This is a genomic window from Salmonella sp. FC25216 (assembly GCF_057751355.1).
On record NZ_JBDGON010000015.1, the window covers coordinates 1 to 23352 of the forward strand.

Below are 23352 nucleotides of genomic sequence, written 5' to 3' on the forward strand. Positions count from 1 at the left end.
CTGTTCCCTGACACCATGATAAAAGTGCGTTTATTTTCCGCGCAATAGCCTGTATTCAGTACAATTTTTCATTTCAGGATGTTACCGGCATATCTGATACGCCGGACTGACTTACTCAGGATACTTTCGTCGCAATGCTGTACTGCCCTGCGCTATAATTTTTTGCGCTTCCAGGCAATGGCCTGTAGCACACTGGTGGAGTCTGAACTCTGGTTGCGGGATGCCGTGGAGCGGCAGATGAATCATCAGGAACGCAACAGCGTGCGGGCGGCGTATATCCATCGCGCCGAGCATCTTGACGCCCGTAAAGACATGATGCAGTGGTGGTCGGACTATCTGGACGTGAGCCGCGAGGGGTACTAAAAGCTCTGGCCGCAGCCCGCAGATGCTCTCCCGCGCAGCTAGCCGTCGCCTGGCTGCTGTCTCGCGGGGATGATATCGTGCCGGTTGTCGGTATGAGTCGGCCAGATCGCGTGGCGGAAAACCTTCAGGCGTTTGATATCACATTGACGGATGAGGAACAGTTTACGCTGGATAGCGCCTTCTCACCTGACGCTATTATTAGCTACAGGTATCCGGCGATAGTGATGAAGTTTGCAGCACGATAAAGACTCCGCGGGATGCAGAATCGCATCCCGCTAAGACTTCATTCAGCCACTTTCCACATTAAATAAATGCGCCTTCTGCCCTTATCCAATGGCAGGCGACGGCTCATTCTGTTAGCGAAACGGTGGTTCATTAAATGTGCGTAATTTACGTGAATGCAGACGATCGCCTTCTGCGCGTAGCAAATCAATAGCACGAATACCAATTTGCAAATGTTCTGAAATAGCCCCCTCATAAAACCGGTTTGCCTGCCCGGGCAATTTAATTTCACCGTGTAAAGGTTTATCAGAGACACAAAGCAACGTGCCGTAAGGTACGCGGAAGCGATAGCCCTGCGCTGCTATCGTCGCGCTTTCCATATCAATCGCGACAGCACGGCTGAGGTTGAACCGCAGCGCAGAAGCGGAATAGCGGAGCTCCCAGTTACGATCATCCGTGGTGACGACCGTTCCCGTGCGTAGTCGCTGTTTGACCTCTTCGCCGGGCATTCCGCTAACCACTTTGGTAGCGTCATACAGCGCCCGCTGTACTTCCGCAATGCTTGGAATAGGAATATCAGGCGGCAGAACGGCATCCAGCACGTGATCATCACGTAAGTAGGCATGGGCCAGCACATAATCACCAATCGCCTGACTTTCTCGTAACCCTCCACAGTGTCCAATCATAAGCCAGACGTCAGGCCGCAACACGGCCAAATGGTCGCAAATCGTTTTAGCATTTGAAGGGCCGACACCGATATTTACCAGCGTAATCCCCTGTCCATCTGCCGTTACCAGGTGCCAGGCGGGCATCTGATGTTTCTTCCAGGCCAGATCGGAAATAGCCTCTTCCGGCGCTTCCGTTTCCGCCGTGATCCAAATTCCACCGGCACAGGAAAGCGCGATATAGGGACTGTCAGGATCAAGAATTTGGCTACATCCCCAGCGCACAAACTCATCGACATAGCGGGTATAGTTGGTAAACAGAACGAAGGGCTGAAAGTGTTCGACCGGCGTACCGGTATAGTGTCGTAACCTGGCCAACGAGAAGTCAACGCGACGCGCGTCGAAGTGCGATAACGGATAGAACTCGCCGGGGTGGAAAAGACCGTCTGCCGTCTCATCGCCAATCTGCGCCAGTTCTGTGGTGGGAAAATGGCGCGTTAGCCCGGCGCTCATTGAACGATCCAGCGTCAGAGCTGAGCCGTCGATCACGTAAGGATACGGGATCTCATGGTGCGAGGCTTCCACCGCAATATGCGCGCCATAATCATGGTAAACGAGGTTAAGTTGCTCCAGGAGATAAGCGCGAAATAGCGCAGGCCGCGTAACGGTAGTGGTATAACAGCCGGGATGAGTAAAGCGTCCAAAAGCGCGTGTTTTAGGTGGGTTCGATGTCGCGCCATCCCAGCTTACAGACAGCGAAGGATAAACAAACAGTCCGTTAAATCTTGCATGGGGATCGGGCAGCGTACCGTTATCAATATAGTCAGCGATGGCTTCACGGAGCGCGTTAACCGACTGCTCGTACAGCGCCTCCAGGCGATCCAGCGCCTGCTCGGGCGTCAGGTTTGTGCCTTTATTTTCCATATTATTCTCCTTAGCGTTCACAGGTGAGGCACGTCATTCGATAGTATGACAGCAAAGGGGGAAACTAAAGGGATTAGCGTAAGAGCGTCGGCAGTAAATATGAGCAATTTAAAAAGAAAAGCCGGCGCATTATGCGTTGGCTTTCCTGTTTCACAAAAAGAGGACTATCTTAATAGATCACACTTCAAATTTTAGCGGATTATCACGATAGGCCGCCAGCTTCGCGCGCATCCAACGGCTGCTGTTGTTATTGACCGCGCTCACTACGCCTGTGGTTGCCCCGCCGCCAACCTGTACGTGGAATATTCCGCGTGACGGGAAATCGATGTACTTAGGCTCAGTGAAATCCCACTTGTGACGCTGGAATAGCTCGCGTGGAGTTTTGCCCATCATGCTGGCGTGAACATCAAGGAACTCAATGTTCAGCAGATCAGCATTAATTGCTTCCACTGCGCTACCAATTTCAGCGTGGCCCATCAGATAGCTGCCGCCGGTCCCCCAGAATTTCTCTTCTAACGCGCCAACCGACTCGGAAACGGTAGCCAGACGGCTGGCCGGAACCTGCCACGGCAGCACCGGCTGGCGCAAATAGCGGCTCAGCGCGGCGCAGAAATCAAAGGTACGGTCCCACTCAAACGGCGAATAGCAGTAACCGTTTTTATAGGCGCGAGCGGTGAAGTCGTCCGCTTCATAGCGGTCTGCGGCCATAAAGTCCGCGCCCTTAGCCATAATCACGGCTCCTTTGGCGTCGGTGTATTCGATATTCTCGAATACGCCGACCAGCAGCGCGTACTCGGCGGTAAGCTTGCCCGCCAGCGTCGGGTTGATGGTCATTTTCTTTTTGGTTCCATCTACGGCATCAAACACATCGTCGTAGGTGAAATCGTTATAAACCCACTGTGAACCGCCGACGCTCCACAAGTTAACCTGCCAGCCTAGCACCACGTCAGGGGCAATAACGCGCACCAACCAGTTAACGCCTTTTATATAGCCTTTCAGCGTATCGGTAATTGAGGCCGGAACGGCGATATCCACACCGTGATGCGCCAGCGCTTTCGCCAGCGGTTGACGTACCGGAATAGCATAGTCTGGAGAGAAACCGTATTTCTGGCATTCGCCCAGGTAATCCGGGTTGACGATAAAACCAGCCGGTACCGGATGTTCATCATCTTTCATGGCTTGCGCCATTTGCAGCGCCTGGATGAAATTAGCAAAGCTGAACTGATGACGTTCCGGATCGTCAATGATGTTTTCTACATCACCCAGCGACAGGTTGCAGGTGTAAGAGACCATTACCGGCAGCACGCTATCGCCGGTTTTGGCAGCAACATCGCGCGCCATCTGAATGATTTTTGTCGTCGGTTCTTTCGTCGGGTCCAGATAAGCGGAAGCGTCTCCCATACCGTCATCGCCGGAGTATTTGAACAGGGAGGAGACACGAGCTTCGGCCAGGTCGTCCACGTTGCTGGGCGACATATTGGCGCAACCGCCGAAGCTCAGGAAATCAGGAAAACCTTTGACACGCAGATTCGCCCCTTCAGCAAGGGTTACCGCTAAGGTCAGCGCGGTATTTTTCTCAACGCTCAGTGTCTGTGGAGCGACATCAATGTAGTAAACGATGCCGTTATGGATCACGGTCGCGGATTCAACCTGATAAAGGCCCGGCGCCAGTTCAACCGACGGCGTGAGACTGCCCGCTTTCATTGCCAGATCGGTGAAGAGATACTGGCGCGGAGTTGTGCTGCCATCCACAAGACGTAGAGAGAAGGTAGAAGCAACCGTTTTTTCCGCGTCGATGCTGATGGTCAGCTTCGTTGAGGCTGACTGAGATTCATCGTTCTGGTGAGTGCTGGTGAAGGCGATATCGTGGAGCTGATTATCCAGTGCGCCGCTCGCCACATCAAAGGTGTAGTGGATATTGTTCAGTTTGACATCATCGATGCGCGCCGAATAGGTTCCGGTAACCGGCAAAAGTTCCAGGCGCTGCTTTTGACCTACGCGCATGGTATGACGCTGTTTAGCAACGCCATTTTCCATATAAACTACGCTGAGATCTTCATTATACAGCGCGTGAGTGGCTGGTAAATTCACTGCCAGGTCCAGAGTAGTACTGCGCTCCGCCTGGGCAAAGGTGATATCAAGCTGAGTGCGCTGGCCTTTAGTGATGATCAGCTCCGATGCGCTTAATTGCACCGCTGCGCGAATAGTACCTTCAGCGGTACGCAGCTCCGCAGCGGTAACCGCGTACGCGCCAGCGTCAATATCGAACCAGGTGATGCCCGCTTTTGGCTGGAGCGTTTCGCTTTTTTCACCGCGAACTAAAACCAGTTCCAGAACGGTGTTTTCCAGTCCAGCCGGGAAGGCGGCGCAGGTGACCGCCAGCTCACCTGCCACGTCCGCCTCTTCGTCAGCGGCGGCGGTGAAAGCGTCGCTGAAGGTTTCCCATTTTGGCGCGGTATCGGAGGAGGCATTAACGCCCATATGAATAGTTGAAATGGCATTACCCAGGGCGGAACCATCGGCGGCGGTAATCGTCAGTTTACTATCAAAAACGCCGCTGGAAATTTCACTGGTTTCAATATGGGTTTTTAATTCACACCACGGGTTCGTCGATATGGTGATATCTCCGGCGGTAATTTTACCCGGCGCGCTAAACGTCAGGATCATTTTCTCCTGAATATCGGCGCTGGCGCCAGTGGTGGATTTAAAACCACTGATATCGACAGTGGGGTACCAGGTGTCGTTATGGAAATTAAGGGTAAAATCTAATTGCATTGTTTTCTCCATGAAATATGCATAATCAAACGTTTTTATATTAAGTGCCATCCCGGCTGAACTTCTCTGCAATGAGATTAATTCAGTGCTCAAGCATTTTTAGTTATAACCCAGTAAAAATGAAAACGCATGCCTATCGCCGATAAAATGAGAAGCGGTGATTTAATATCATAACATATATACCGCTGAGTTTAATTTTTTGATGGATATTAATATAATGGTGGAATCAAAGAGAAAACAAGTGATAATAAATTAGCCAGTGACGGGAAACATAATCTCTCTATTATTATTTACATGATATTGTCCTACATCTATTGGCGGTATGAAACACACCCAAAGAAGAGACGTTAATTGCCGAAGCATTAGAGTTGCACCTGAAAAACGTTACCGTAAACCAGCTTAAAGTAATTATAAATAAGAGAACGGTCAGGCGCCATGTATCGGGCAGCAGTTTCGCATTCCCTGCATAGTTTCCGGACGCAGGATGCAATCTGTTATTGTCTGATGTAGAGATGTTTATCGGTGGGTTTGATCCTGCGGATAGCGCTATCAGTGAGTGCCATAGTGAAAGGCTATTTGTTTAATGAACCGAGAGGCCCCCGATGAATCCCCCCGAAAACTACAGATATCAAAAAACCCGGCAATCCTTTTCAGGACAACCGGGTCAATCTAACTGCTTGTTTTTATAACGCATTAAGACTCACTGAGATGTCTTAATACTAAAATCTGGCTCCTCTGACTGGACTCGAACCAGTGACATACGGATTAACAGTCCGCCGTTCTACCGACTGAACTACAGAGGAATCGCGTGGAGTCGTATGTTAGCGGCGAAAAAAATTTTGTCAAACCCCATTTAACCCCTTACAGGTTCGATTGCGGATTCTCTCATCACTTTGTTGCATTTGCAGACATTTTTTCTGCGAAAAGCTTTGCAGCCTTACGATTTCTCGCTCATTATTGAAATGTGGTTTCAACTCTCTTCTTTAAGGTCCATTTTGAACGTCTCCGCTGCCTTACGCCAGGCTGTCGTCCGTACGCCCTGGTATGCCAAACGCAAGAGTTACAAGGTGTTGTTCTGGCGTGAAATCACCCCACTTGCTATCCCCATTTTTCTGGAGAATACCTGTGTTCTGCTGATGGGCGTGCTCAGCACTTTTCTTGTCAGCTGGCTGGGCAAGGAAGCAATGGCGGGAGTGGGGCTTGCCGACAGTTTTAACATGGTGATTATGGCTTTTTTTGCCGCTATCGATCTGGGGACGACGGTTGTTGTCGCCTTTAGTCTGGGTAAACGTGACCGTCGACGCGCCAGGGCGGCCGCCAGGCAGTCGCTGGTGATCATGACGCTGTTTGCCGTATTGCTGGCGGCTCTCATACACTATTTTGGCAAACAGATTATTGATGTCGTCGCCGGAGAAGCTACTGCAGATGTAAAAGATCTGGCGTTAATCTATCTGGAATTAACGGTGCTCAGTTATCCGGCGGCCGCTATTGCTCTGATTGGCAGCGGTGCCTTGCGTGGCGCTGGAAATACGAAAATCCCCCTGCTGATTAATGGCGGCATGAATATTCTGAACATTATTATCAGCAGCATTCTTATCTACGGGATTTTCTCCTGGCAGGGGCTCGGCTTTATTGGCGCAGGGTTGGGGTTGACTATCTCGCGTTACATTGGCGCTATCGCAATTATCTGGGTTTTAATGATTGGGTTTAACCCCGCGCTACGTATCCCCCTTAAAAGTTATTTTAAACCCTTAAACTTTGCCATTATTTGGGAAGTGATGGGCATAGGGGTGCCTGCCAGCGTTGAGTCGGTTTTATTTAATAGCGGGAAATTACTTACACAGATGTTTGTTGCTGGTATGGGCACCAGCGTCATCGCCGGTAATTTTATTGCATTCTCCATTGCGGCGTTAATTAACCTTCCGGGCAATGCCTTAGGTTCGGCATCCACCATCATTACGGGGCGTCGGTTGGGAAATGGGCAGATAGCCCAGGCCGAGATCCAGCTTCGCCACGTGTTCTGGCTTTCTACCATAGGCCTCACGGCCATCGCGTGGCTTAGCGCGCCTTTCGCCGGTATTATGGCGTCATTTTATACCCACGACCCGGACGTCAAAGATGTCGTGGTGATCCTTATCTGGCTGAATGCGGCATTTATGCCTATCTGGGCCGCCTCATGGGTACTGCCTGCCGGTTTTAAAGGCGCACGCGACGCGCGTTTCGCCATGTGGGTCTCGATGCTTGGAATGTGGGGTTGCCGCGTTATCGCAGGCTATGTACTGGGAATATTACTTGGCTGGGGCGTGGTTGGTGTCTGGCTGGGGATGTTTTTCGACTGGACCGTACGCGCCGTTCTCTTTTACTGGAGAATGGTCAGCGGACGCTGGCTATGGAAATATCCACGCCCTGAACGAAAAACAAGGTGAAAAGTGCTGCTACGCCTGAATATTCAGCGAAATGAAGAATATTTCAGCAAACAGAATTTTTTATGCATTCAGGCTTTGACAACCCGCAGTCGCATCGTTACTATGCGCCTCGTTCACACGATTCCTCTGTAGTTCAGTCGGTAGAACGGCGGACTGTTAATCCGTATGTCACTGGTTCGAGTCCAGTCAGAGGAGCCAGATTTTAGTATTAAGACGCCTCAGTGAGTCTTAATGCGTTATAAAAACAAGCAGTTAGATTGACCCGGTTGTCCTGAAAAGGATTGCCGGGTTTTTTGATATCTGTAGTTTTCGGGGGGATTCATCGGGGGCCTCTCGGTTCGTTGAACGAATGGAGCCCCCCGCTATGGCACTCACTGATACCGCTATCCGCAAGCCCAGACCCACAGACACCCCCTTCAAACTCGGCGGCAGTGCCGGACTGTACCTGCTGATCAAACCCAACGGCTCAAAACTCTGGTATATGAAGTACCGCATTGACGGGAAAGAGAAGAAGCTGGCCTTTGGTCCTTACCCGGATGTTTCCCTGCTTACGGCACGCCAGTTCCGCAATGCGGCACGCAGTAAAATGCGTGCGGGGGTCGATCCCTCCGTTGACAAAAAAATCGCGCAACAGAAAAAGAAAAACGGACAGACATTCCGCCAGATCGCCATGAACTGGCATGCCGATCACCGCCGCTGGTCTGAACACTATGCGACAACCATCCGGCGCAGGCTGGAAATGTATATTTCCCCGGATATCGGGGACAGATACATCGTTCAAATCGTCACGGAAGATCTGCTGTTTACCCTGCGTAAGGTGGAGAACAAAGGCTTTCTGGAGATCACTGCACGGCTGAAAAATTACGTCACCGGGATCATGCGTTATGCGGTGAAAAAGCAGTTAATCAGGTCAAACCCGGCGCTGGATCTGGACGGTGAATTTACGCCGCCGGAAACACAGCATTACCCGGCCCTGCCGCTTGAGAAACTACCAGAATTATTATCCCGGACGGATAACTACTCCGGCAGGCTGCTGACACGGTATGCGCTTAAGCTGTCGCTGCTGTTCTTTGTGCGCTCCAGCGAACTGCGCTTTGCCCGCTGGAGTGAGATCGACTGGCAGCAGAAGCTCTGGATAATCCCGGTAGAACGGGAGCAGATCGAAAACGTTCGCTTCTCTCACCGTGGCACAAAGATGAAAACACAGCACATCGTCCCGCTGTCTGATCAGGCAATGGCGATCCTGAAACAAACTGAAGCGCTCTCCGGGCATCTGGCGTTTATTTTCCCCGGCGAATACGACCAGGACAAGTGCATGAGCGACAACACCATCAACAAGGCATTGCGCGTGATGGGCTACGACACCCGAAAAGAGATCTGCGGTCACGGCTTCCGGGCGATGGCGTGCAGTGCGCTGAGTGAGTCGGGACGGTGGAGCAAAGAAGCGATTGAAAAGCAAATGAGCCATCAGGAAAGGAACAGCGTGCGTGCCGCCTATATTCATAAGGCAAAATATCTGGAGGAGCGGATCGCTATGATGCAGTGGTGGGCGGATTATCTTGATACAAATACTGAGCTGTATGTGTCACCTTATCAGATTGCCGGGAATCTGAAGAAAATATCGTAGCGGGAAAATTCCCACTCGCACTACCTATCCCTGATGGCTACTAAAACTACATTTTATAACATAGTGGTGAGCGAGAGGTTTAGACTTGCTTACAATATCTAAACTCCCCCGATGAAAGGAATAGTGCAAGAATAGATATGTTGAGTATGTCAGGAGGACACGATGCTGGAAAATATGAAAGCATTCAGGATGGTGGTGGAATGTCAGGGATTCCGGGCCGCCGCGATTGCCATGAAACTCTCACCGGCAATGGTAAGTCGCAGAATTGAGAAGCTGGAGTTTGAAGTCAATACACAGCTTATCAAGCGTAATTCGCGTCGCATATCCCTTACGGCCGCCGGTGAACAGTTTTATCAGCGCTGTCTGCTGATTATTGATGAGTATGAATCCTGCCTCAGGGACGTGAAAAGTCTCAGTAATGTGGTTAGCGGCAACCTCAAGGTTGGGCTCCCCCATTCCATAAGTCATCTGCATGTAATCCCGTGTCTGAAAACATTCCTTGAACGCTACCCTGACCTTAAGCTGGATATTGTCACCGGAAACCACTGCATGGAACTGTTCAGCCACGGTTTTGATCTAGCGCTACAGTGTGGCCCCCTCCCGGACAGCAACCTGTACTACTCGCTCATTGGTTACTGGCGTAAACATACCTGCCTCTCGCGCGGCTATGCGCAGCAGCACGGTATGCCGTCACATCCCGACGAGCTGCACAAGCATACCTGTCTGCTGCACTTTGATAATCACCGACGCTCCTGGAAATTTATGATTGATAACGAATGTACAGAAATTCGGCCTCATTACATCTCCAGGGTCAGCAACAGCCTTGACCTCTGTAACATGGTCCATCAAGGGCTTGGGATTTGTTACCTCCCTGATTTCACCATCAAAGCCGGTATTGAGTCAGGCGAAATTATTACCGTGCTGGAAGAATTTATGCCTCCGCCATTGCCAATGTATGTGGTGCATATCAATCCGCGCCCATCCCCCAAAGAGCAGGCATTCATTGATTTTATTCGTCCCCTCAATCTGGCGACCGCTCTGGATCCAGCATCCTGAGCGGATTTAACCGGGTCACAGCATCAATTCGCTCTGCACTGAGTCCGCCGGTCTGGAACCAGCGTCGGCTGCCTTCCAGCCATTCGCCGATGTCCGGCTGAGCGGGTTGGCCCAGATCAGAGCTATAAACCACATTGTTCACCTGCGTCAGAACATCATACATGTCCTGCGGGGTCTGGTAGCCCAGATACAGCGTCAGCGCACACTGCTCGACATAGAGCCAGTCGTATTCTCCCAGCGCGCAGAGTTCTGCCGCCGAAAACCCCGTGATCGGATTTGCCGGTTGGTTCAACATCAACCGGACGCCGCCAACACGCTCCACGGCTTCAATCAGACGCAGCGTTTGATCTTTCGAGGTATGCCCAGAAGAAAGCACAATGTCATGATGTCGTGCGAAATGGATTAGTGCCTCAACATCAGGGTGTAACTTACCGTATTCATCGGTCACAGAGAGCGGTTGTCCGGCAAAATAGCGGGCATATTTGTTACTGAAGGTTCTTGAAAGTGTGCTCTTGTGTACGGTGGAAACCACCGTGGGCAAATGCACCAGCAACCGGGGAGCGCCCTCAAACTGATACTGGCTCAGCGCCTGGCGTACCGTATTAAGGTTCACTCCTCCCGCAGCCGCATTGAGCACCACCGAGCCAAACACAGGCAGAGATATCTCCTGCATGGCTGCCGCCAGCGCACTCACGCTCCCCAGGTGGTTCTTCAACACGACCCCGCCCTGATACCGGGCATACTGCTGCCCGGCTTCAAATGCCGAGTAGCGCCGATGGTAGCTATCCGGACGCGCGTGATAATGCACGTCCAGAAACTGCAGCCGGGATGCCCAGTACGCGAAAAATTGACGGGTCATACGTTATTTTCCCAGGGAACATCATAGCCCAGTTGCTGACGGGCAACGTCCAGCGGTGTGCCGGCATCAATGGTACTGAGGATCTGCCGCTCGGTATTTTCGACATTTTCCGCACGCCGGATCACCTCTTCCAGGTGTTCGCCGGGTATCACCAGCACACCATTGTCGTCGCCAAACACCCAGTCGCCAGGGCAGACTGTCACACCGTGGATATCAAGCGTGCACTGCACCGCTTTTACCCGCGCCCGGTTTTTCCCAGAAACCATATAGATATTGCAGGAGAACAGGGGGTAATCCATCTGGCGAATATCGGTAATATCACGGGCTGAACCATAGATGACAGACCCGGCGATCTTCTTTTGCACCGCTTTAGTGGTGAGAATATTCCCCCAGCTCGTGCAGTCCAGACGCCCGCCGTTGTCCACCACAATAACGGCTCTGGCCGGAACCTGATCAATATAGTTACCGGCATTCATGAAGCGATTTTTTTCCGGTGTACAAGCTTCATATTGAACGGTAAAAGCCGGCCCCGCGATTTTCTTTCCGCTGACCTGCGGCTTAATCCCCAACAGCCCCCCCGAAATGTACAGGCTGTCCAGCGCATCAGAGACTGCTGCCGTGTCCAGGGCCAACAGGCGCTCTTTAATCGTTTTTTGGGTTGTCATGATCGTCTCATCCATTTTGTATTGTCAGGGTTTTCAGTACGCACCAGGCCGCATACTCAGGCAGGGTTTGCGCCAGAAGGGCTTTATTAAGGGGAAAGGTCATCTGGTGTTTCTTGCCATCCTGATGGCGAACCGACATCGTCATTTGCCCCATCCATGTTTCACTCTCCAGCACGTCGACCAGAGAGGGGTTAACCGCGACGTCGATGCAAAGCACTGGCTCACCTCCCGTCTTTTTTCTGGCCACTGGCAAATAAGATGACAGCTCCACATCGGCCGTCTGCCAGCGGACGTTGCAGGTGTCCTGCAATATCTCACTCGCCTTTTTGTTACGTTTACTCACCAGATACGGACGTAATGCCCGATCCAGACTTTGCCACACCGGAAGTGGTAACGGGCTGTGCTCCGGCGTTTCTATTTGCACAATGACATAGGGACTTTTCCATAAAAAATGCACATCCCACGCCGTCGAAGAGACTAAGGCGCTCACAATTGAACCTACTTCGCTTTCGCTTATACCAATAAGCGTCCAGGAGGATGTAGTCTTTGCCGGTTCGCTATGCTCGCGGCCTGATAACAAGTCATCAAGCATGGGCAACGCTTGAGAAGGAGGGCCAGGCAGAACAACTACCAGGCTACTGGCTATGCTGGTGTAAAAACCGGGGGCAGTACCGAACGGGTTATCGAGAACGCTAGCGCCGTCTGGAAATCTGGCCTGTTGACGGTTAGACGGATCGTTTTTCACCCCAAACGCCCTGAGCTGCGCCTGAATAGTGGCCCAGACATCCTCATCATAAATCAAGGGCCTGCCGAGAGACTGTGCCACCGCCTCGCGGGTTTTATCGTCGGAGGTGGGGCCAAGTCCGCCGCAAATGACAATGAGATCGTCCTGCCCTATACGCGAGGTGATCAGGGCGCTGATCTGGGCAATATTGTCCGCGCAGGACGCCTGAAATCTCACCTGATGCTGCGCCGCCTCAAGCCGCTGGCTGATGTGCAACTGATTGCTGTTCGGGTATTGCCCGGACAACAGTTCATCACCGATGGTGATCACGCTGGCCGTTTTCCCGAGCGTCGGGTGAAGCAGCTCCCGGATGATGGCCTGCGCCATTTCCCGTGTGGATGCCGTCCCTCCCAAATCATAGGTAGCCACTTTCCCGTCCCGGACCACCCGGTCAACCGCGTGTTGAAGTTTTTCGGCTTGTGACTCAAAGCCCAGATACTCCAGCATCAGTGCAATGGTGTAAAACATGGCACACGGGTTGGCTTTCCCCTGTCCTGCCATCCCTGGCGCGCTGCCATGTACCGGCTCAAAGTAGGCAACATGGCTGCCAATATTGGCGCTTGGTGCAAGGCCTAAACCGCCCATCACCCCTGCGGCTAAGTCGGACAAAATATCCCCAAACATATTTTCTGCGACAATCACGCCGAACTCATGGGGCTTACGCACCAGCCAGAGGGCAATAGCATCGACATTATGGATATCTGCCGTGATCTCAGGAAAACGCGCAGCCACCTCATGGAATATGCTCCCCGCAAAGTGACCACTCTCGCGCATCACATTGGGTTTATCGGCAAATGTGACGCGGGTAAAGTGGTGCTTGCGGGCATACTCAAAGGCCGTCTGAAACAAGCGCTCCAGCCCATACCGGGTTTGCAGCCGAACCGTCCAGGCAGCCTCTTCCGGGCCATACTTGTTCAGATTAGGATGCTTCAGCCAGTCGGAAACCGCCGGTCTAACCCCTTTAAAATCCATCCCGGCGTACAAACCTTCGGTATTTTCCCGAATCACGCAGCAGCGAAAAGGACGTCGATCGCCTGCGACATATTTCACCGGGCGGATATTGGCGAACAACCCCAGTTTCTGGCGGAGTTGGATCACCGGCGAAACATACTCGATACCTTTCTGCTGGAGAGGCAGAGGTAAAGCCTGCTGCGCCTGCGCTTTACCTTTACTGGTTATTGCGCCAAGCAGCACCGCGTCTGCCCCGGCGATTTTTTCCCAGGTTTGATCTGGTACGGGGTTTCCCTCCCGCGTCCAGCATGCCCAGCCAATCTCGCCAAAAGTGAGCGTAATGGGAAGATCCATAGCACTGATAACAGGTAGCGCAGCCTCGCAAACCTCCTGACCAATTCCATCACCCGGTAAAACCAGCACATTTTTTTTCATAGTGTGTCGACCCATTCATTAAGTAAGGCATTCATCGCTGCGGGATTGTCATTCCATGGGCGCATACCCGCTTTCGGGATGCGCCTGTAGAGGTGTGTCGGTTGAGTGCTATGGGTTTGGTTTTCCCAGGACGCCAGCTGTGATTTATCCCCCACGATGGCAAGGTATTTCCCGTTATAGCGAGCAATGGCAGCGCGAGCGTCCATGTTCAGTAGCAAGGCAAATCCGGTCAACATCCGCTGAATGGCAGATGCTTTCGCCGCGTCAGGCAACGTGAAACGCCCCTCCTGGGCGGCTTGCCCTTCAGGGACAACGAATTGATGCAGAACGTCCACCGCATGCTCAACCTCGCCCTTCTCCAGCAGCGAGACAAGCTCGCCCAAACGCCTGTTGAGTTGTTCATCCGCAAAACCCGGTGCACTGACAGACATCACACCACTGAGGCCGTGCAGGTGCGGAGCCAACAGCTGGACTAACGTGCCCGCCATGGCGAACCCCACCAGCAGATAGGGAGACTGGAACCGGGCATTCAGTGCCTGGCAGAGTGCCTCAACCGCCCTCTCTGGCGAGGCATCCTGAATCAGGGTCAACGTATCAATAACGGTGACGTGATACCCCTTTGCCACCAGCAACATAACCAGTGGCGTGCAAAACTGACCTTCATCCCAGACGGGCATCACCGGGGCGAGGATAACGGCCTCCCTCTTTTTCATGCTGCCGTCCCGGTAATAACGTGATCAATGGCCGTAAAGGTGTTGCTGAGATTTTCGGAAAGTTTCTCCTCAATCATTTTGCGGTAGTCCACGCTCAGGTTTTTCACCCCGAGGATCATGTCCACCACGCTGCGGTGCGAAGCATTAAAACAGGCCTGAGACTGAAGCTGTTGAACCTGCCTGAAGATCACTTCCGTCTGATAAATGTCAGCGTCGCTATTGAAATTGCACAGGGCAAGCCAAGTCTCCATGGCGAGATTGCCCGCGCCTTTTCCCATTCCGGTTAATGAGCTGTCGATAAACGTTGCCCCGGCTTTGACAGCCTCAATTGCATTTGCCATCGCCAGCCCCAGGTTGTCATGCGCGTGAAAACCCACGTCCACACGCGTGGTGCATTTAAGGACGTTGACCAGCCGCGATGTCTGTTCCGGGCGTAAGCTACCATTTGAATCGGCGATACAGATAATATCGGCCCCGGCTTTTTCGCATTGTGCAGCCACATCAATAAGCGTATTGATATTAATTTGGCTGGCACGGGTAAAATTCATACTCACACGTAACCCACTCATTTTGGCAAATTCGCATAATGCCAATGCTGGTTGTGGATTATCTGTTTTAATACAGATCCTGAGCAGACTCACACCGTGCATTTTCATACGAATCACATCATCGTGATTAATATTATGCGGATGGGCAATCACCACTAATTTAGCATCCGGCACAGCATTGTGGATCTGCTGAATATATTCATCGGGTGACACCCCCGTAATACCAATATCAGGAATCGGCTTAAAAGACCCGTTCCGATAACCTATTTCAATCCACTCAACACCGCTTTCCACTAGCGCCTGAACATGTTTAATCGCGTAGTCTGTCGGAAAGTGAAAACCATTCTGATAACCACCATCCCGTAATGTGACATCGATATTATTAATCATTGATCTTACTCTCTTTGTTAGAGACAAATTGCATAAATGAAGATTGACCCAACACATAAATGAGAAAACCGAATACACACACACATGCGATGATCAGGGCGGTCATTCCTGGTGCATGGGCGGACAGTTTGCCAATTAAAAAAGTGGCGATGGCAGCACTCCCGAGTTGCAGTGCTCCCATCACACCAGATGCCGTCCCGGAGGCCTGCGGATGGGCGGCAATGGCTGATGCCGTCCCCAACGGCAGCAAAAAGCCGTTGCCAAAGGTCAGAATGGAAATAGCGATAATCGTCGTCGGCAGGGGAAATGGACTCACATACATCTGCAAGGCAAAAATAATCCCCCCCAGCACAAAAATGCGGTATCCCTGACGGATCGTATCTTCAATACCCTCGCGCCTTGAACGCCTTTTGGCCGTCAAATTTCCGGCGACATAACTGGCGGAGAGCAGAATATATGTATAACCCACATAGGCTGGGGAAAGCCCCAGTTTCGCAAGCATAAACGGCGACTCGACGATATAGGCAAAATAAGCCGCATAGGCAAAACAGGGAATGGCAGCATAAAAGAGAAAGGTTGGGTTTCGCACAACATCAACGGTATTTTTTGTTGCTGTCAGTACACTTAGTTTTTGTCTTTTTTCTACCGGCAATGTCTCACGGAGTGCCGTAAAGCAGAGAACCAGCGTGGCCAGGATAAAGAGGGTTAAAAAGATAAAACATGCCCGCCAGCCGAAATGCTGAGTCAAAATCCCGCCGATCATCGGCGCAATCGCAGGTGACATCCCCACAAAAGGAAAGATGACCAGGTAGAGCTGCGCAGATGATTTTTTATCCATCATATCGTTAATGATCGCCCGACTGATGGTAATACCAGCGCATGAGCCGATCCCCTGCAATAATCTTAAACCCAGCAATTCATTAATGTGCGTCGTATAAATCACACTGGCAGTGGAAATCAGCCATATCAGTAACCCTCCGATTAATGTTTTTTTCCTCCCAAGGCTATCACTCAATGGGCCATAGATAAGTTGCGAAAATGCCACACCAAATAAAAATAACGCAATTGCGTCCTGTATTTGCGCTTCAGTCACTTTATAAAACAATCGCATTTCACCAAGCGCGGGTAAAAATATGTCGGTGGAAATCAACCCGCCAACAGAGAGGCATATAACTAACACCATGAGAGATATCGGAATTTTTTTATTCATCATCATTTCAACAATAATTCTTGAGTAACTTAAATCTAGCGAAAAGCTATCGAAATGAATATGAAAAATAATCAAACAGACTGTTGCATATAAGTAAACAAACAATCTTCAGTTGTATCCTTACTAAGTAAATATATAAATTTTTATGATGATAGTTCCAACTCATTGATAATTATGTTTAGCCAGATATTGCCCCGTAACTTTGTCATGCAGTTTCATTGTTTAGGGCAAGTTTTCAATTAGAAGGTTATCAGGCTGGTTAAACGTTTTATAGGAGGAGTTCTGATAGCTAAGGTGACGTAAAATGTCCTGTTTATGGGCAGGCAGAATAGATTAATAAATATAGTCTGGATGGTATCGCCTTGGCGTAAACTATCATGGTCAACACTTCCATTCATAATATTTATCGTAAAAGGTACATTCATGTTGATAGCAATAGATTTAATGACCCGACCCAGGAACCTGGCCATCATAATGTAGTGTGAAACAAAGGGACCTAAAAAGGCCAAAGGTAAGGGTTCATAAGGGTAACTGACCTGCCCGAAAAGGCCTGAAAACCAAAAGGTAAAATAGTCCGGATAAACGATCGCACCACAAATTCTCTGCCCTGTGCCTGGCGCCGCTTTTCTGTCGCGCCGCAATGGACTACAACACCCGCGCAGTCCCGAAGGGGCTGCCGGGTGTAGGAACCCGTCGAAACTAACAGGCGATAATGGTTTACCGTTATCGCCCTGAACTGCCGTTGATGTGCGCAGTATATATCTGTGCACGACGTTCAATGGTGGCTCAGGCAGGGCAGCCTTCGGGCTGGCCGGTGTCCTGTTAGGCCGGTTTCTCACCCCTGTTCTGGGCCATCACCATGAGCGTGAGAACTCCGATGATGGCCTGTTACCCCTGACAGGAGAGCACCATCATGATGGTTATTCCGCTCTCTGAACTCAGAAAAAAGCTCGATCGCCACGGTTATATTCCCCAGTCCCGTGAAGATAACGACGAACTGATCCAGCTTCTGGATATCCGGGGCCCCACTCCGGCAGGCGTCCTGCACCACGACAACATCCTTCACTGGCTCAGCGAATCCGATCTCTGGAACGAACGTTTTCCCTCTCGCCCTCTGTCCCGCGCCGATCAATATCCACTCCGTCTTGCCATGGAAATCCACAGCACCCTGGCCCTTGCAGAGTCCCGCACTGTCACTGCCCTGGCGACTGCAACCATTACACCTCCGGAAAACTTCACCATCTGCGCCAGTTGCTGGCATCAGTACTTTACGGTTTTGCCCTGCGCCTGACGACGTTCCGCTTTGACAGTGCCAACCCACAGCTTCCCGGCGGACTGTTTCCGGTTATCAACGATCTGCGTCAGCTTGCGGATGACATCTTTAGCGATCATAACCAAAAACGGCCCGTAGAGCGTGTGGAGATGGACAGGCTGGCGACAATATTCGCCCGGATACACATCCGGTTTGATGAATGGTGCGCAGACCCAATACCCAGAATGCTGATGAGCCGCTGATCAATACGCTGTGTGCGGTGAGTCGGGCGATGAAGTCACTGCTGCTGGATATCGCCCGTATCCGGGGCGGTGAATGGGTACAGTGAAAGGAGGAAATCATGAACCTGAAACCTGTTGAACCCGATGCCCGTGAACTGGTGGACCGTGCCCGTATTCTGACGGGGTGATGCTGGAAAATCCTGATGAGGCCGGGCCAAACTATGTTCTGTTGCTCATTCTGGCCGAACAACTCCATCGTCTGCACGGTATCTTCGAAGCGGCTGAATACCGCCGGATGCGGGAAGACAAGCTCTCTCTGTAATTTCACTGTGGCCTCCTGAGCTCTGAGAGACCCCTCTGAAATCACAAAAAACAATCACCTTTTCACGTCCATCGACCGGATGTAAGCTCCGGATTGCACAATGCTGTCGTTGGCAGCGCCCATGCTTCACGGCCTGAAAGAAGCGCCTGAGGAACTCAGGATGGCAGCCCCTACCGGTGAATACCTCCGCAAACACCGGCTCGCAGGTCACTGCGACAGAGGTCATACTTTACCGACAATACGTCCTTTCGCTGCGCCAGCTCACTGGTCAGAATTCCACGACATCTGAAATTTCCGGGTAAATCCCTGTCCGGCTGAGGATCTGCCTCCTTTACCCTACGGGCTGCGGCCTGCATTGCCGCCAGGCTTTGCTGCCGCTTGACCGTAAAACTGCGCCAGAATCCGCGATCTTTCGCGCCCGGCCCTCAACCGGTGCGTCACTTTGCGTCGCGCAAAGTGACAAAGTGACGCACAACCACCACACCGCGCTATACCCCTGATTTCAGGAGCCCGGCGCTCATTCCCGAATCTGACACGCCTTTTTGGGGCCGCTGTCAGCAAAAAAGAGGAGAAAAAGATCGATACCGAGGGGGGCATGATGCCCCGGAGAATTCCTGCTCTGGCAGGCAGTCCATACCGAGTACTGGCTGAAACTCCCTGTACCTTAATAAGCTGCCACTCCGGCGTGAAGGTATCGTTCTGGCGCAGCCAAAAAGCATACGCCGGAGACTGTTTGTGTTTTCAAAATCATGGGGGAAAGGGTACGGGCAGGTTAGGCAGTGAAATGAAGGCGCTGGCAAAACATTGCGGCGGTAGCCATAAAACAGTGTACGATCGCATCCATATCGTGCAATGTTTTGATCAGCATTTACGGGAACTGAACATCCAGATCCAGCGGGTGGCGCAGATCAAGGTTCGCCACATTGAAAGCTACATTCATGAAAGACTGGCGCAGGGGATCGGCAAACGCACGCTACAGAATGAAATGGCTTCGCTGCGTGCTGTACTGCAACAGGCCGGGCGTAAGCAGGTGGCAGTGCATGAGCGACTGACAAATAAATCCCTGGGGCTTTCTGGCGAATCCCGCTCTGGAACGCGGCAGGCCATCACACCGGACCATTACCGGCATGTGCTGGAAATGGCGCGCACGAAAGATCCGGGGCTGGCGGCAGCACTGGAACTGTCGCGGCTGATGGGATTGCGTTCACAGGAGGCGGTGCAAAGCGCACAATCACTGAAAACGTGGAAACAGGCTGTTGAACGTGGCGATACGCGTCTGACAGTAGTTTTTGGCACCAAAGGCGGACGACCCCGCGAGACGGTGATTCTGGATGCTGGCGCAATCAAAAATGAACGTTCCTATCGCTTTAAATGCTCCGGTAGTGATTACCCCTTTTCCATCGTCACTTAGTACCGCATAAAAATTAGCCTCACGCGTATCAGGTGTGCTTGAATCCTGGACAGAATAATAACTATTAGCATCATTTGGAATCAGTGCGATATCATTTGTTGAGTATATCTGTACACCGAAACCGCGCTGCGCATTATTGATATCAGCCAACATACTATTACTATAAGGTGATACATATTGAGACGTTAGTTTGGTGATCAGATGATTAACACCACCGCATCCAGTTAATTTTATAGTAAAAGGAATTTTTTTTCGGATCTTTATTACCAATCAGTTCACTCGTATAGTAATCCCCAAGATTAACCTGAGTACCTGATGCATTATCTGAGTTTTCAAGCGTGGCAGCATCACATGTCGGTTGTGGGATGGTGAGCGTAAAGGCGTTATTATTGATCTGGATGTCCTGCGCATCAGTTTGGGAACCAATTCGGAAATCACCAACCATATTTGCGTTAGGCGTTATTGTATGCCCCTGCCCCGGTATATAATCACTGGTCTGGAAAAGGGTCAAATCGAAATGACCTGACTTACCTTTCCAGTACTCTTTATCATGATTATCATCAACAGAAAAAACCGTTGTGTAATCCGTACTCATTGCAATGTAACCCGTTGGTGGCTCTGAATCCGAGACGAATTTTATTCCATATACAATCCCCTGCACATTCGTTGGAAATAATGCTATCTTAACACCATTAATAGTGGTACTTGTAACCGCAACCCCTGACTGTTTTGAGTTTAAGTTTTGCCCCCTGACCGGCATTACATGAAGTATTAACTGTTACAGAACCTTTGATATTATCTTTTAAAATCGTTGTATCAGAAACGGGACCAGTGATATCAACTGATTGTGACCCGAAGGTTAAGGTGTCGGTCCTTGCACCATCAAAAAAACATTCAGTTGCCGAAAGAAAACTCATACATGGTTAAAGAAGAGGGGCGCTGGGGAAATGTGACAATGAAAAAGGTTGATAACTATAAATATTATAAAGGTCATAATGAGTGGGTCAGTTGTAAGCGTATGGCACAACACGCAATGGTTCTCGAAAAAAGGATAGCGCAATTAACTGAATCGCAAAACAATTCTTTACCTACGATTAATATTGCATGGTCTAAATTTAGTGAGAAAGATATATCAGGTCTGAATCAATTAAAAACGATGGCTTGATAGTGTATCTTCTATATATATCTTCCTCGCTAGATACAGATAAGCAGACTATTTTTACTAAAAAAGTAGTCTGTTTACTTTATATGAAAACTTAACATGTTATCCTTTGGCTCTGTCTGATGATGGTTATATTAATTGCAATTTTAAATTTATATGGCACTCATACTAATTATGGCCAAATATTTTCTATATATGCCAAGTTGCTTGTAGGCGGCAACTGAACGAAGCCTCTGGAGGTTACTCAAGTAAGTGATTAGGATGAACCCCCAAGCAACTCGAATTAATCATTAGAATGCATAATATGTTAAATGAAATTATATATTCGGACCAAGCTATTTTGTCGCCAAAAACAGTAGAACTTTATACTGAATATATGAATCAACAAGCTTTTCTTATTGATGATACTCATCACTGTATTAAGATAAGAGCAGAAATAAACGATCTGCGAAGAAATGATCTGGGATGGGATGAGACTTATAAGACGTTGTTTACTGGTGAACGCTCCATAACTCATAGAGCGGCTTATGAAGAATTAAATAACTCTATATCTGAAGATCTGATGTTAACAAAAAGTGAATTAATATTAAGTAAATATAGTAAGATAGAAACAAGTCGGAATTAATTTTTTTACGAGACCATATGAATCCATTTTTACATCATTTATTTGCTGGTATTATTAGAATGATATTATTAGTATATGTCTCATTCAGGAAGGTGTACTTTTCTATTTTTTGGTTACTTAGCTTAGTGGGTGGAAGATGTATCCCATAAATCTAAGGGTGTTGGATTAATTCCAGTAGAAATCACCAAACCGCCATTAGCTCATCGGGAAGAGCGACGACCGGGATGTTGTAGTACGGGGTTCGAGTCCTCGATGGCGGTCCATTTTATCATTCCAGCAGCATATATTCCGTTATATTTATAATAGTACTCTAAGCTCAGCGGAAGAAGTCAGAACAGCTTTCAAGTATTCTAAACTACACCGCAATGGACTTACGCTGGCGAGCTATGCAAGAAACAATTCTTCTTGAAACCTTCAGCCGGGGTAAGGACGAAGTAGACTGGCGACTAAATCAACCTCGGGCCGGACATAGAGCTAAACCTCCCGAATGTTTATGTTGGATAAGGCAAAGTCATCATCTGGCATAAACGTTTGTGCTCCCCTAAAATTATCCAGCCCCTGGTCAGGTTGCCTGATAGCTGCCGGGTGGCAATCAGAAATTGAAGTGAGGTTACCGGTGTCCAGTAGTCTCGCTGTGAAAGGATATAGCCATCATTAAATAGCATGACTCCGGCTGGACTCATCCGGAGCCTGCAAAAAGGCAAAGATTTTGGGCCTTGTAGCGCACTGATTTAGGGACAGAATGATAAGGAGTGTTTTAGACACGACTGGAGTTTAAACATCGATTGACTGTTACCTGAAAATAGCAGTTAAATGATCAGTAATTTATCCGCAATCGCCATCCAACCCGCGGGTTCCTTAATTAATTGATCAACATGATGTTTACCCCATACAAACCCTGTAAGGCCTTTGCGCTCGAATAATTCAAAGAGAATTGTTCTTGCCGGGCCAGAATCGTCCTTACCCCGGCTGAAGGTTTCAAGAAGAATTGTTTCTTGCATAGCTCGCCAGTGTAAGTCCATTGCGGTGTAGCGGCATACATTAGAATACTTGAGATTTATTCCCAATTTTGCCGCTGAGCTCAAAGAGCTGCCAATAATGGATAGGGCTGTAGACAATACCGGCACAGCAGACAGCACTGCAACGCTAACTTGCCCTCCACGGACTGCCAGTTTCAAATTCTTCATGGTGATAAGAACATCAAGCCAGGACTGGATGGTAGCGCTCTCTTTATATTTTGCCGCAATGTCGCGAAATCCAGCCAAATGCTTCATTGTGGATGCACAGGCAGCTCCCCCCTGTCCGACGACTCCAAGATCAATACATGTTACCAGCGCCCCTCCAGCACCTGCGATAGCAATGGCTGATGATGCTGCCGAAACATAGCCTCGTTTTTGGAGATACTTAATTGTTTCTGGACTAGTATTGTCATCATGCTGATTCCATACGAACCATGGATTCGGTACGGGCATTACCGGATGATCATTAATTAAGCTGTAGAGTTCCTGGACTATAGTAGTGGTTACATTAAATATAGGTATGTCTGTCAGGGTATCGATCGGTGCCGTGCCACTATCCGCGATAGCCCAGAAGATCTCGCTTTTATCGACGTCTTCTTTTGCAGCATCCTCTATTTTTGCTCTAATTTCCTGGTAATATGGATATGTGTTCTTCATTTTTTATTCTCCTCTATGCTTTAATATACAACGGTATAGTTTTTTGAGT

19 protein-coding genes, 3 tRNA genes and 3 pseudogenes are annotated in these 23352 nt (G+C 49.9%); 13 read left to right on the forward strand and 12 right to left on the reverse strand.

What is annotated here, in order from left to right; genetic code table 11:
- Positions 1-171 precede the first annotated feature (171 nt).
- Together AC3G3F_RS21515 and AC3G3F_RS21520 are read left to right on the forward strand one after the other, a co-directional pair.
- Positions 172-363 (forward strand): annotated as a pseudogene (locus AC3G3F_RS21515) (integrase); the annotation flags it as partial.
- Positions 324-608, forward strand: a complete 285-nt coding sequence (locus AC3G3F_RS21520) for an aldo/keto reductase (protein ID WP_157719778.1) — start codon at positions 324-326, stop codon at positions 606-608. The pseudogene AC3G3F_RS21515 and the gene AC3G3F_RS21520, both read left to right, overlap by 40 nt.
- Before the next feature lie 111 nt (positions 609-719).
- On the opposite strand, the gene AC3G3F_RS21525 is transcribed toward AC3G3F_RS21520, so the two are convergent.
- The 3 genes from AC3G3F_RS21525 to AC3G3F_RS21535 all read right to left on the reverse strand — a co-directional run bounded on the left by AC3G3F_RS21525 (position 720) and on the right by AC3G3F_RS21535 (position 5752).
- Entirely contained in the window at positions 720-2174 is a 1455-nt protein-coding gene (locus tag AC3G3F_RS21525; protein WP_023247434.1) for an AMP nucleosidase, read from the reverse strand.
- A gap of 177 nt (positions 2175-2351) precedes the next feature.
- Positions 2352-4949, reverse strand: a complete 2598-nt coding sequence (locus tag AC3G3F_RS21530; protein WP_488395731.1) for a hypothetical protein — start codon at positions 4947-4949, stop codon at positions 2352-2354.
- A gap of 727 nt (positions 4950-5676) precedes the next feature.
- Positions 5677-5752: transfer RNA gene (locus AC3G3F_RS21535), tRNA-Asn, on the reverse strand.
- Between the two features lie 159 nt (positions 5753-5911).
- Between AC3G3F_RS21535 and AC3G3F_RS21540 the strand changes: the two genes are divergently transcribed.
- The 4 genes from AC3G3F_RS21540 (at position 5912) to AC3G3F_RS21555 (ending at position 10058) form a co-directional block, all read left to right on the forward strand.
- A complete protein-coding gene (locus AC3G3F_RS21540) occupies positions 5912-7375 on the forward strand; it encodes an EmmdR/YeeO family multidrug/toxin efflux MATE transporter (RefSeq protein WP_023247436.1) in 1464 nt (487 codons plus the stop codon).
- Between the two features lie 122 nt (positions 7376-7497).
- A tRNA-Asn gene (locus tag AC3G3F_RS21545) sits at positions 7498-7573 on the forward strand.
- A gap of 166 nt (positions 7574-7739) precedes the next feature.
- The gene (locus tag AC3G3F_RS21550) at positions 7740-9002 is read left to right on the forward strand and encodes a tyrosine-type recombinase/integrase (protein WP_488395733.1); all 1263 of its coding nucleotides are present in this window, start codon (positions 7740-7742) and stop codon (positions 9000-9002) included.
- A gap of 162 nt (positions 9003-9164) precedes the next feature.
- Complete coding sequence (locus AC3G3F_RS21555; protein WP_023246902.1) at positions 9165-10058, forward strand: LysR family transcriptional regulator; 894 nt, start codon at positions 9165-9167, stop codon at positions 10056-10058.
- Here AC3G3F_RS21555 and AC3G3F_RS21560 read toward each other — a convergent pair.
- The 6 genes from AC3G3F_RS21560 to AC3G3F_RS21585 are packed head-to-tail and all read right to left on the reverse strand — an operon-like array spanning position 10024 to position 16619.
- The gene (locus AC3G3F_RS21560; protein ID WP_023246901.1) at positions 10024-10917 is read right to left on the reverse strand and encodes a DUF6282 family protein; all 894 of its coding nucleotides are present in this window, start codon (positions 10915-10917) and stop codon (positions 10024-10026) included. The genes AC3G3F_RS21555 and AC3G3F_RS21560 overlap by 35 nt on opposite strands.
- Positions 10914-11582, reverse strand: a complete 669-nt coding sequence (locus tag AC3G3F_RS21565; protein WP_053510725.1) for an RraA family protein — start codon at positions 11580-11582, stop codon at positions 10914-10916. The genes AC3G3F_RS21560 and AC3G3F_RS21565 overlap by 4 nt, the downstream gene beginning before the upstream one ends.
- A 7-nt stretch (positions 11583-11589) precedes the next feature.
- Entirely contained in the window at positions 11590-13752 is a 2163-nt protein-coding gene (locus AC3G3F_RS21570) for an isocitrate/isopropylmalate dehydrogenase family protein (protein WP_023246899.1), read from the reverse strand.
- Complete coding sequence (locus AC3G3F_RS21575; RefSeq protein ID WP_088733882.1) at positions 13749-14465, reverse strand: hypothetical protein; 717 nt, start codon at positions 14463-14465, stop codon at positions 13749-13751. The genes AC3G3F_RS21570 and AC3G3F_RS21575 overlap by 4 nt, the downstream gene beginning before the upstream one ends.
- Positions 14462-15403 carry a beta/alpha barrel domain-containing protein gene (locus AC3G3F_RS21580; RefSeq protein WP_053528919.1) on the reverse strand — a complete coding sequence of 314 codons (942 nt, stop codon included), beginning with the start codon at positions 15401-15403 and terminating at the stop codon, positions 14462-14464. Before AC3G3F_RS21580 ends, AC3G3F_RS21575 begins: the two co-directional genes overlap by 4 nt.
- Positions 15396-16619, reverse strand: coding sequence for a multidrug effflux MFS transporter (locus AC3G3F_RS21585; protein WP_223232403.1), 1224 nt, complete (start codon positions 16617-16619; stop codon positions 15396-15398). The genes AC3G3F_RS21580 and AC3G3F_RS21585 overlap by 8 nt, the downstream gene beginning before the upstream one ends.
- A gap of 907 nt (positions 16620-17526) precedes the next feature.
- Between AC3G3F_RS21585 and AC3G3F_RS21590 the strand changes: the two genes are divergently transcribed.
- From AC3G3F_RS21590 to AC3G3F_RS21605, 4 genes and pseudogenes are all read left to right on the forward strand, one after another.
- Positions 17527-17904, forward strand: coding sequence for a hypothetical protein (locus AC3G3F_RS21590; protein WP_488395737.1), 378 nt, complete (start codon positions 17527-17529; stop codon positions 17902-17904).
- 181 nt (positions 17905-18085) lie between these two features.
- Complete coding sequence (locus tag AC3G3F_RS21595) at positions 18086-18214, forward strand: hypothetical protein (RefSeq protein ID WP_488395739.1); 129 nt, start codon at positions 18086-18088, stop codon at positions 18212-18214.
- Positions 18215-18226: 12 nt separating this feature from the next.
- Positions 18227-18429, forward strand: a pseudogene (locus AC3G3F_RS21600) (hypothetical protein).
- Positions 18430-19162: 733 nt separating this feature from the next.
- A pseudogene (locus tag AC3G3F_RS21605) lies at positions 19163-19777 on the forward strand (phage integrase N-terminal domain-containing protein); the annotation flags it as partial.
- Here the strand turns inward: AC3G3F_RS21605 and AC3G3F_RS21610 are convergent.
- Positions 19661-20110, reverse strand: a complete 450-nt coding sequence (locus AC3G3F_RS21610; RefSeq protein WP_071790756.1) for a fimbrial protein — start codon at positions 20108-20110, stop codon at positions 19661-19663. The pseudogene AC3G3F_RS21605 and the gene AC3G3F_RS21610 overlap by 117 nt on opposite strands.
- A complete protein-coding gene (locus tag AC3G3F_RS21615) occupies positions 20046-20435 on the reverse strand; it encodes a fimbrial protein (protein ID WP_023247145.1) in 390 nt (129 codons plus the stop codon). The genes AC3G3F_RS21610 and AC3G3F_RS21615 overlap by 65 nt, the downstream gene beginning before the upstream one ends.
- A gap of 324 nt (positions 20436-20759) precedes the next feature.
- On the opposite strand from AC3G3F_RS21615, the gene AC3G3F_RS21620 reads away from it, so the two are divergent.
- The 3 genes from AC3G3F_RS21620 (at position 20760) to AC3G3F_RS21630 (ending at position 21890) form a co-directional block, all read left to right on the forward strand.
- Positions 20760-21005 carry a hypothetical protein gene (locus AC3G3F_RS21620; RefSeq protein WP_488395741.1) on the forward strand — a complete coding sequence of 82 codons (246 nt, stop codon included), beginning with the start codon at positions 20760-20762 and terminating at the stop codon, positions 21003-21005.
- A gap of 301 nt (positions 21006-21306) precedes the next feature.
- Entirely contained in the window at positions 21307-21627 is a 321-nt protein-coding gene (locus AC3G3F_RS21625) for a hypothetical protein (protein ID WP_024149594.1), read from the forward strand.
- 189 nt (positions 21628-21816) lie between these two features.
- Positions 21817-21890 (forward strand) — tRNA-OTHER (locus AC3G3F_RS21630).
- Between the two features lie 546 nt (positions 21891-22436).
- On the opposite strand, the gene AC3G3F_RS21635 is transcribed toward AC3G3F_RS21630, so the two are convergent.
- Positions 22437-23303 carry a hypothetical protein gene (locus tag AC3G3F_RS21635; RefSeq protein WP_488395743.1) on the reverse strand — a complete coding sequence of 289 codons (867 nt, stop codon included), beginning with the start codon at positions 23301-23303 and terminating at the stop codon, positions 22437-22439.
- Positions 23304-23352: the final 49 nt, after the last annotated feature.

Excerpts from the sequence above, each read along its gene's own strand:
- AC3G3F_RS21570 (WP_023246899.1), bottom strand. The coding sequence starts at position 13,752 with ATGAAAAAAAATGTGCTGGTTTTACCGGGTGATGGAATTGGTCAGGAG.
- AC3G3F_RS21550 (WP_488395733.1), top strand. The coding sequence starts at position 7,740 with ATGGCACTCACTGATACCGCTATCCGCAAGCCCAGACCCACAGACACC.
- AC3G3F_RS21560 (WP_023246901.1), bottom strand. The coding sequence starts at position 10,917 with ATGACCCGTCAATTTTTCGCGTACTGGGCATCCCGGCTGCAGTTTCTG.
- AC3G3F_RS21635 (WP_488395743.1), bottom strand. The coding sequence starts at position 23,303 with ATGAAGAACACATATCCATATTACCAGGAAATTAGAGCAAAAATAGAG.
- AC3G3F_RS21585 (WP_223232403.1), bottom strand. The coding sequence starts at position 16,619 with ATGATGATGAATAAAAAAATTCCGATATCTCTCATGGTGTTAGTTATA.
- AC3G3F_RS21595 (WP_488395739.1), top strand. The coding sequence starts at position 18,086 with ATGGTGCGCAGACCCAATACCCAGAATGCTGATGAGCCGCTGATCAAT.
- AC3G3F_RS21530 (WP_488395731.1), bottom strand. The coding sequence starts at position 4,949 with ATGCAATTAGATTTTACCCTTAATTTCCATAACGACACCTGGTACCCC.
- AC3G3F_RS21620 (WP_488395741.1), top strand. The coding sequence starts at position 20,760 with ATGGTTAAAGAAGAGGGGCGCTGGGGAAATGTGACAATGAAAAAGGTT.
- AC3G3F_RS21625 (WP_024149594.1), top strand. The coding sequence starts at position 21,307 with ATGTTAAATGAAATTATATATTCGGACCAAGCTATTTTGTCGCCAAAA.
- AC3G3F_RS21540 (WP_023247436.1), top strand. The coding sequence starts at position 5,912 with ATGTGGTTTCAACTCTCTTCTTTAAGGTCCATTTTGAACGTCTCCGCT.
- AC3G3F_RS21580 (WP_053528919.1), bottom strand. The coding sequence starts at position 15,403 with ATGATTAATAATATCGATGTCACATTACGGGATGGTGGTTATCAGAAT.
- AC3G3F_RS21575 (WP_088733882.1), bottom strand. The coding sequence starts at position 14,465 with ATGAAAAAGAGGGAGGCCGTTATCCTCGCCCCGGTGATGCCCGTCTGG.
- AC3G3F_RS21615 (WP_023247145.1), bottom strand. The coding sequence starts at position 20,435 with ATGAGTACGGATTACACAACGGTTTTTTCTGTTGATGATAATCATGAT.
- AC3G3F_RS21525 (WP_023247434.1), bottom strand. The coding sequence starts at position 2,174 with ATGGAAAATAAAGGCACAAACCTGACGCCCGAGCAGGCGCTGGATCGC.
- AC3G3F_RS21590 (WP_488395737.1), top strand. The coding sequence starts at position 17,527 with ATGATGGTTATTCCGCTCTCTGAACTCAGAAAAAAGCTCGATCGCCAC.
- AC3G3F_RS21565 (WP_053510725.1), bottom strand. The coding sequence starts at position 11,582 with ATGACAACCCAAAAAACGATTAAAGAGCGCCTGTTGGCCCTGGACACG.
- AC3G3F_RS21555 (WP_023246902.1), top strand. The coding sequence starts at position 9,165 with ATGCTGGAAAATATGAAAGCATTCAGGATGGTGGTGGAATGTCAGGGA.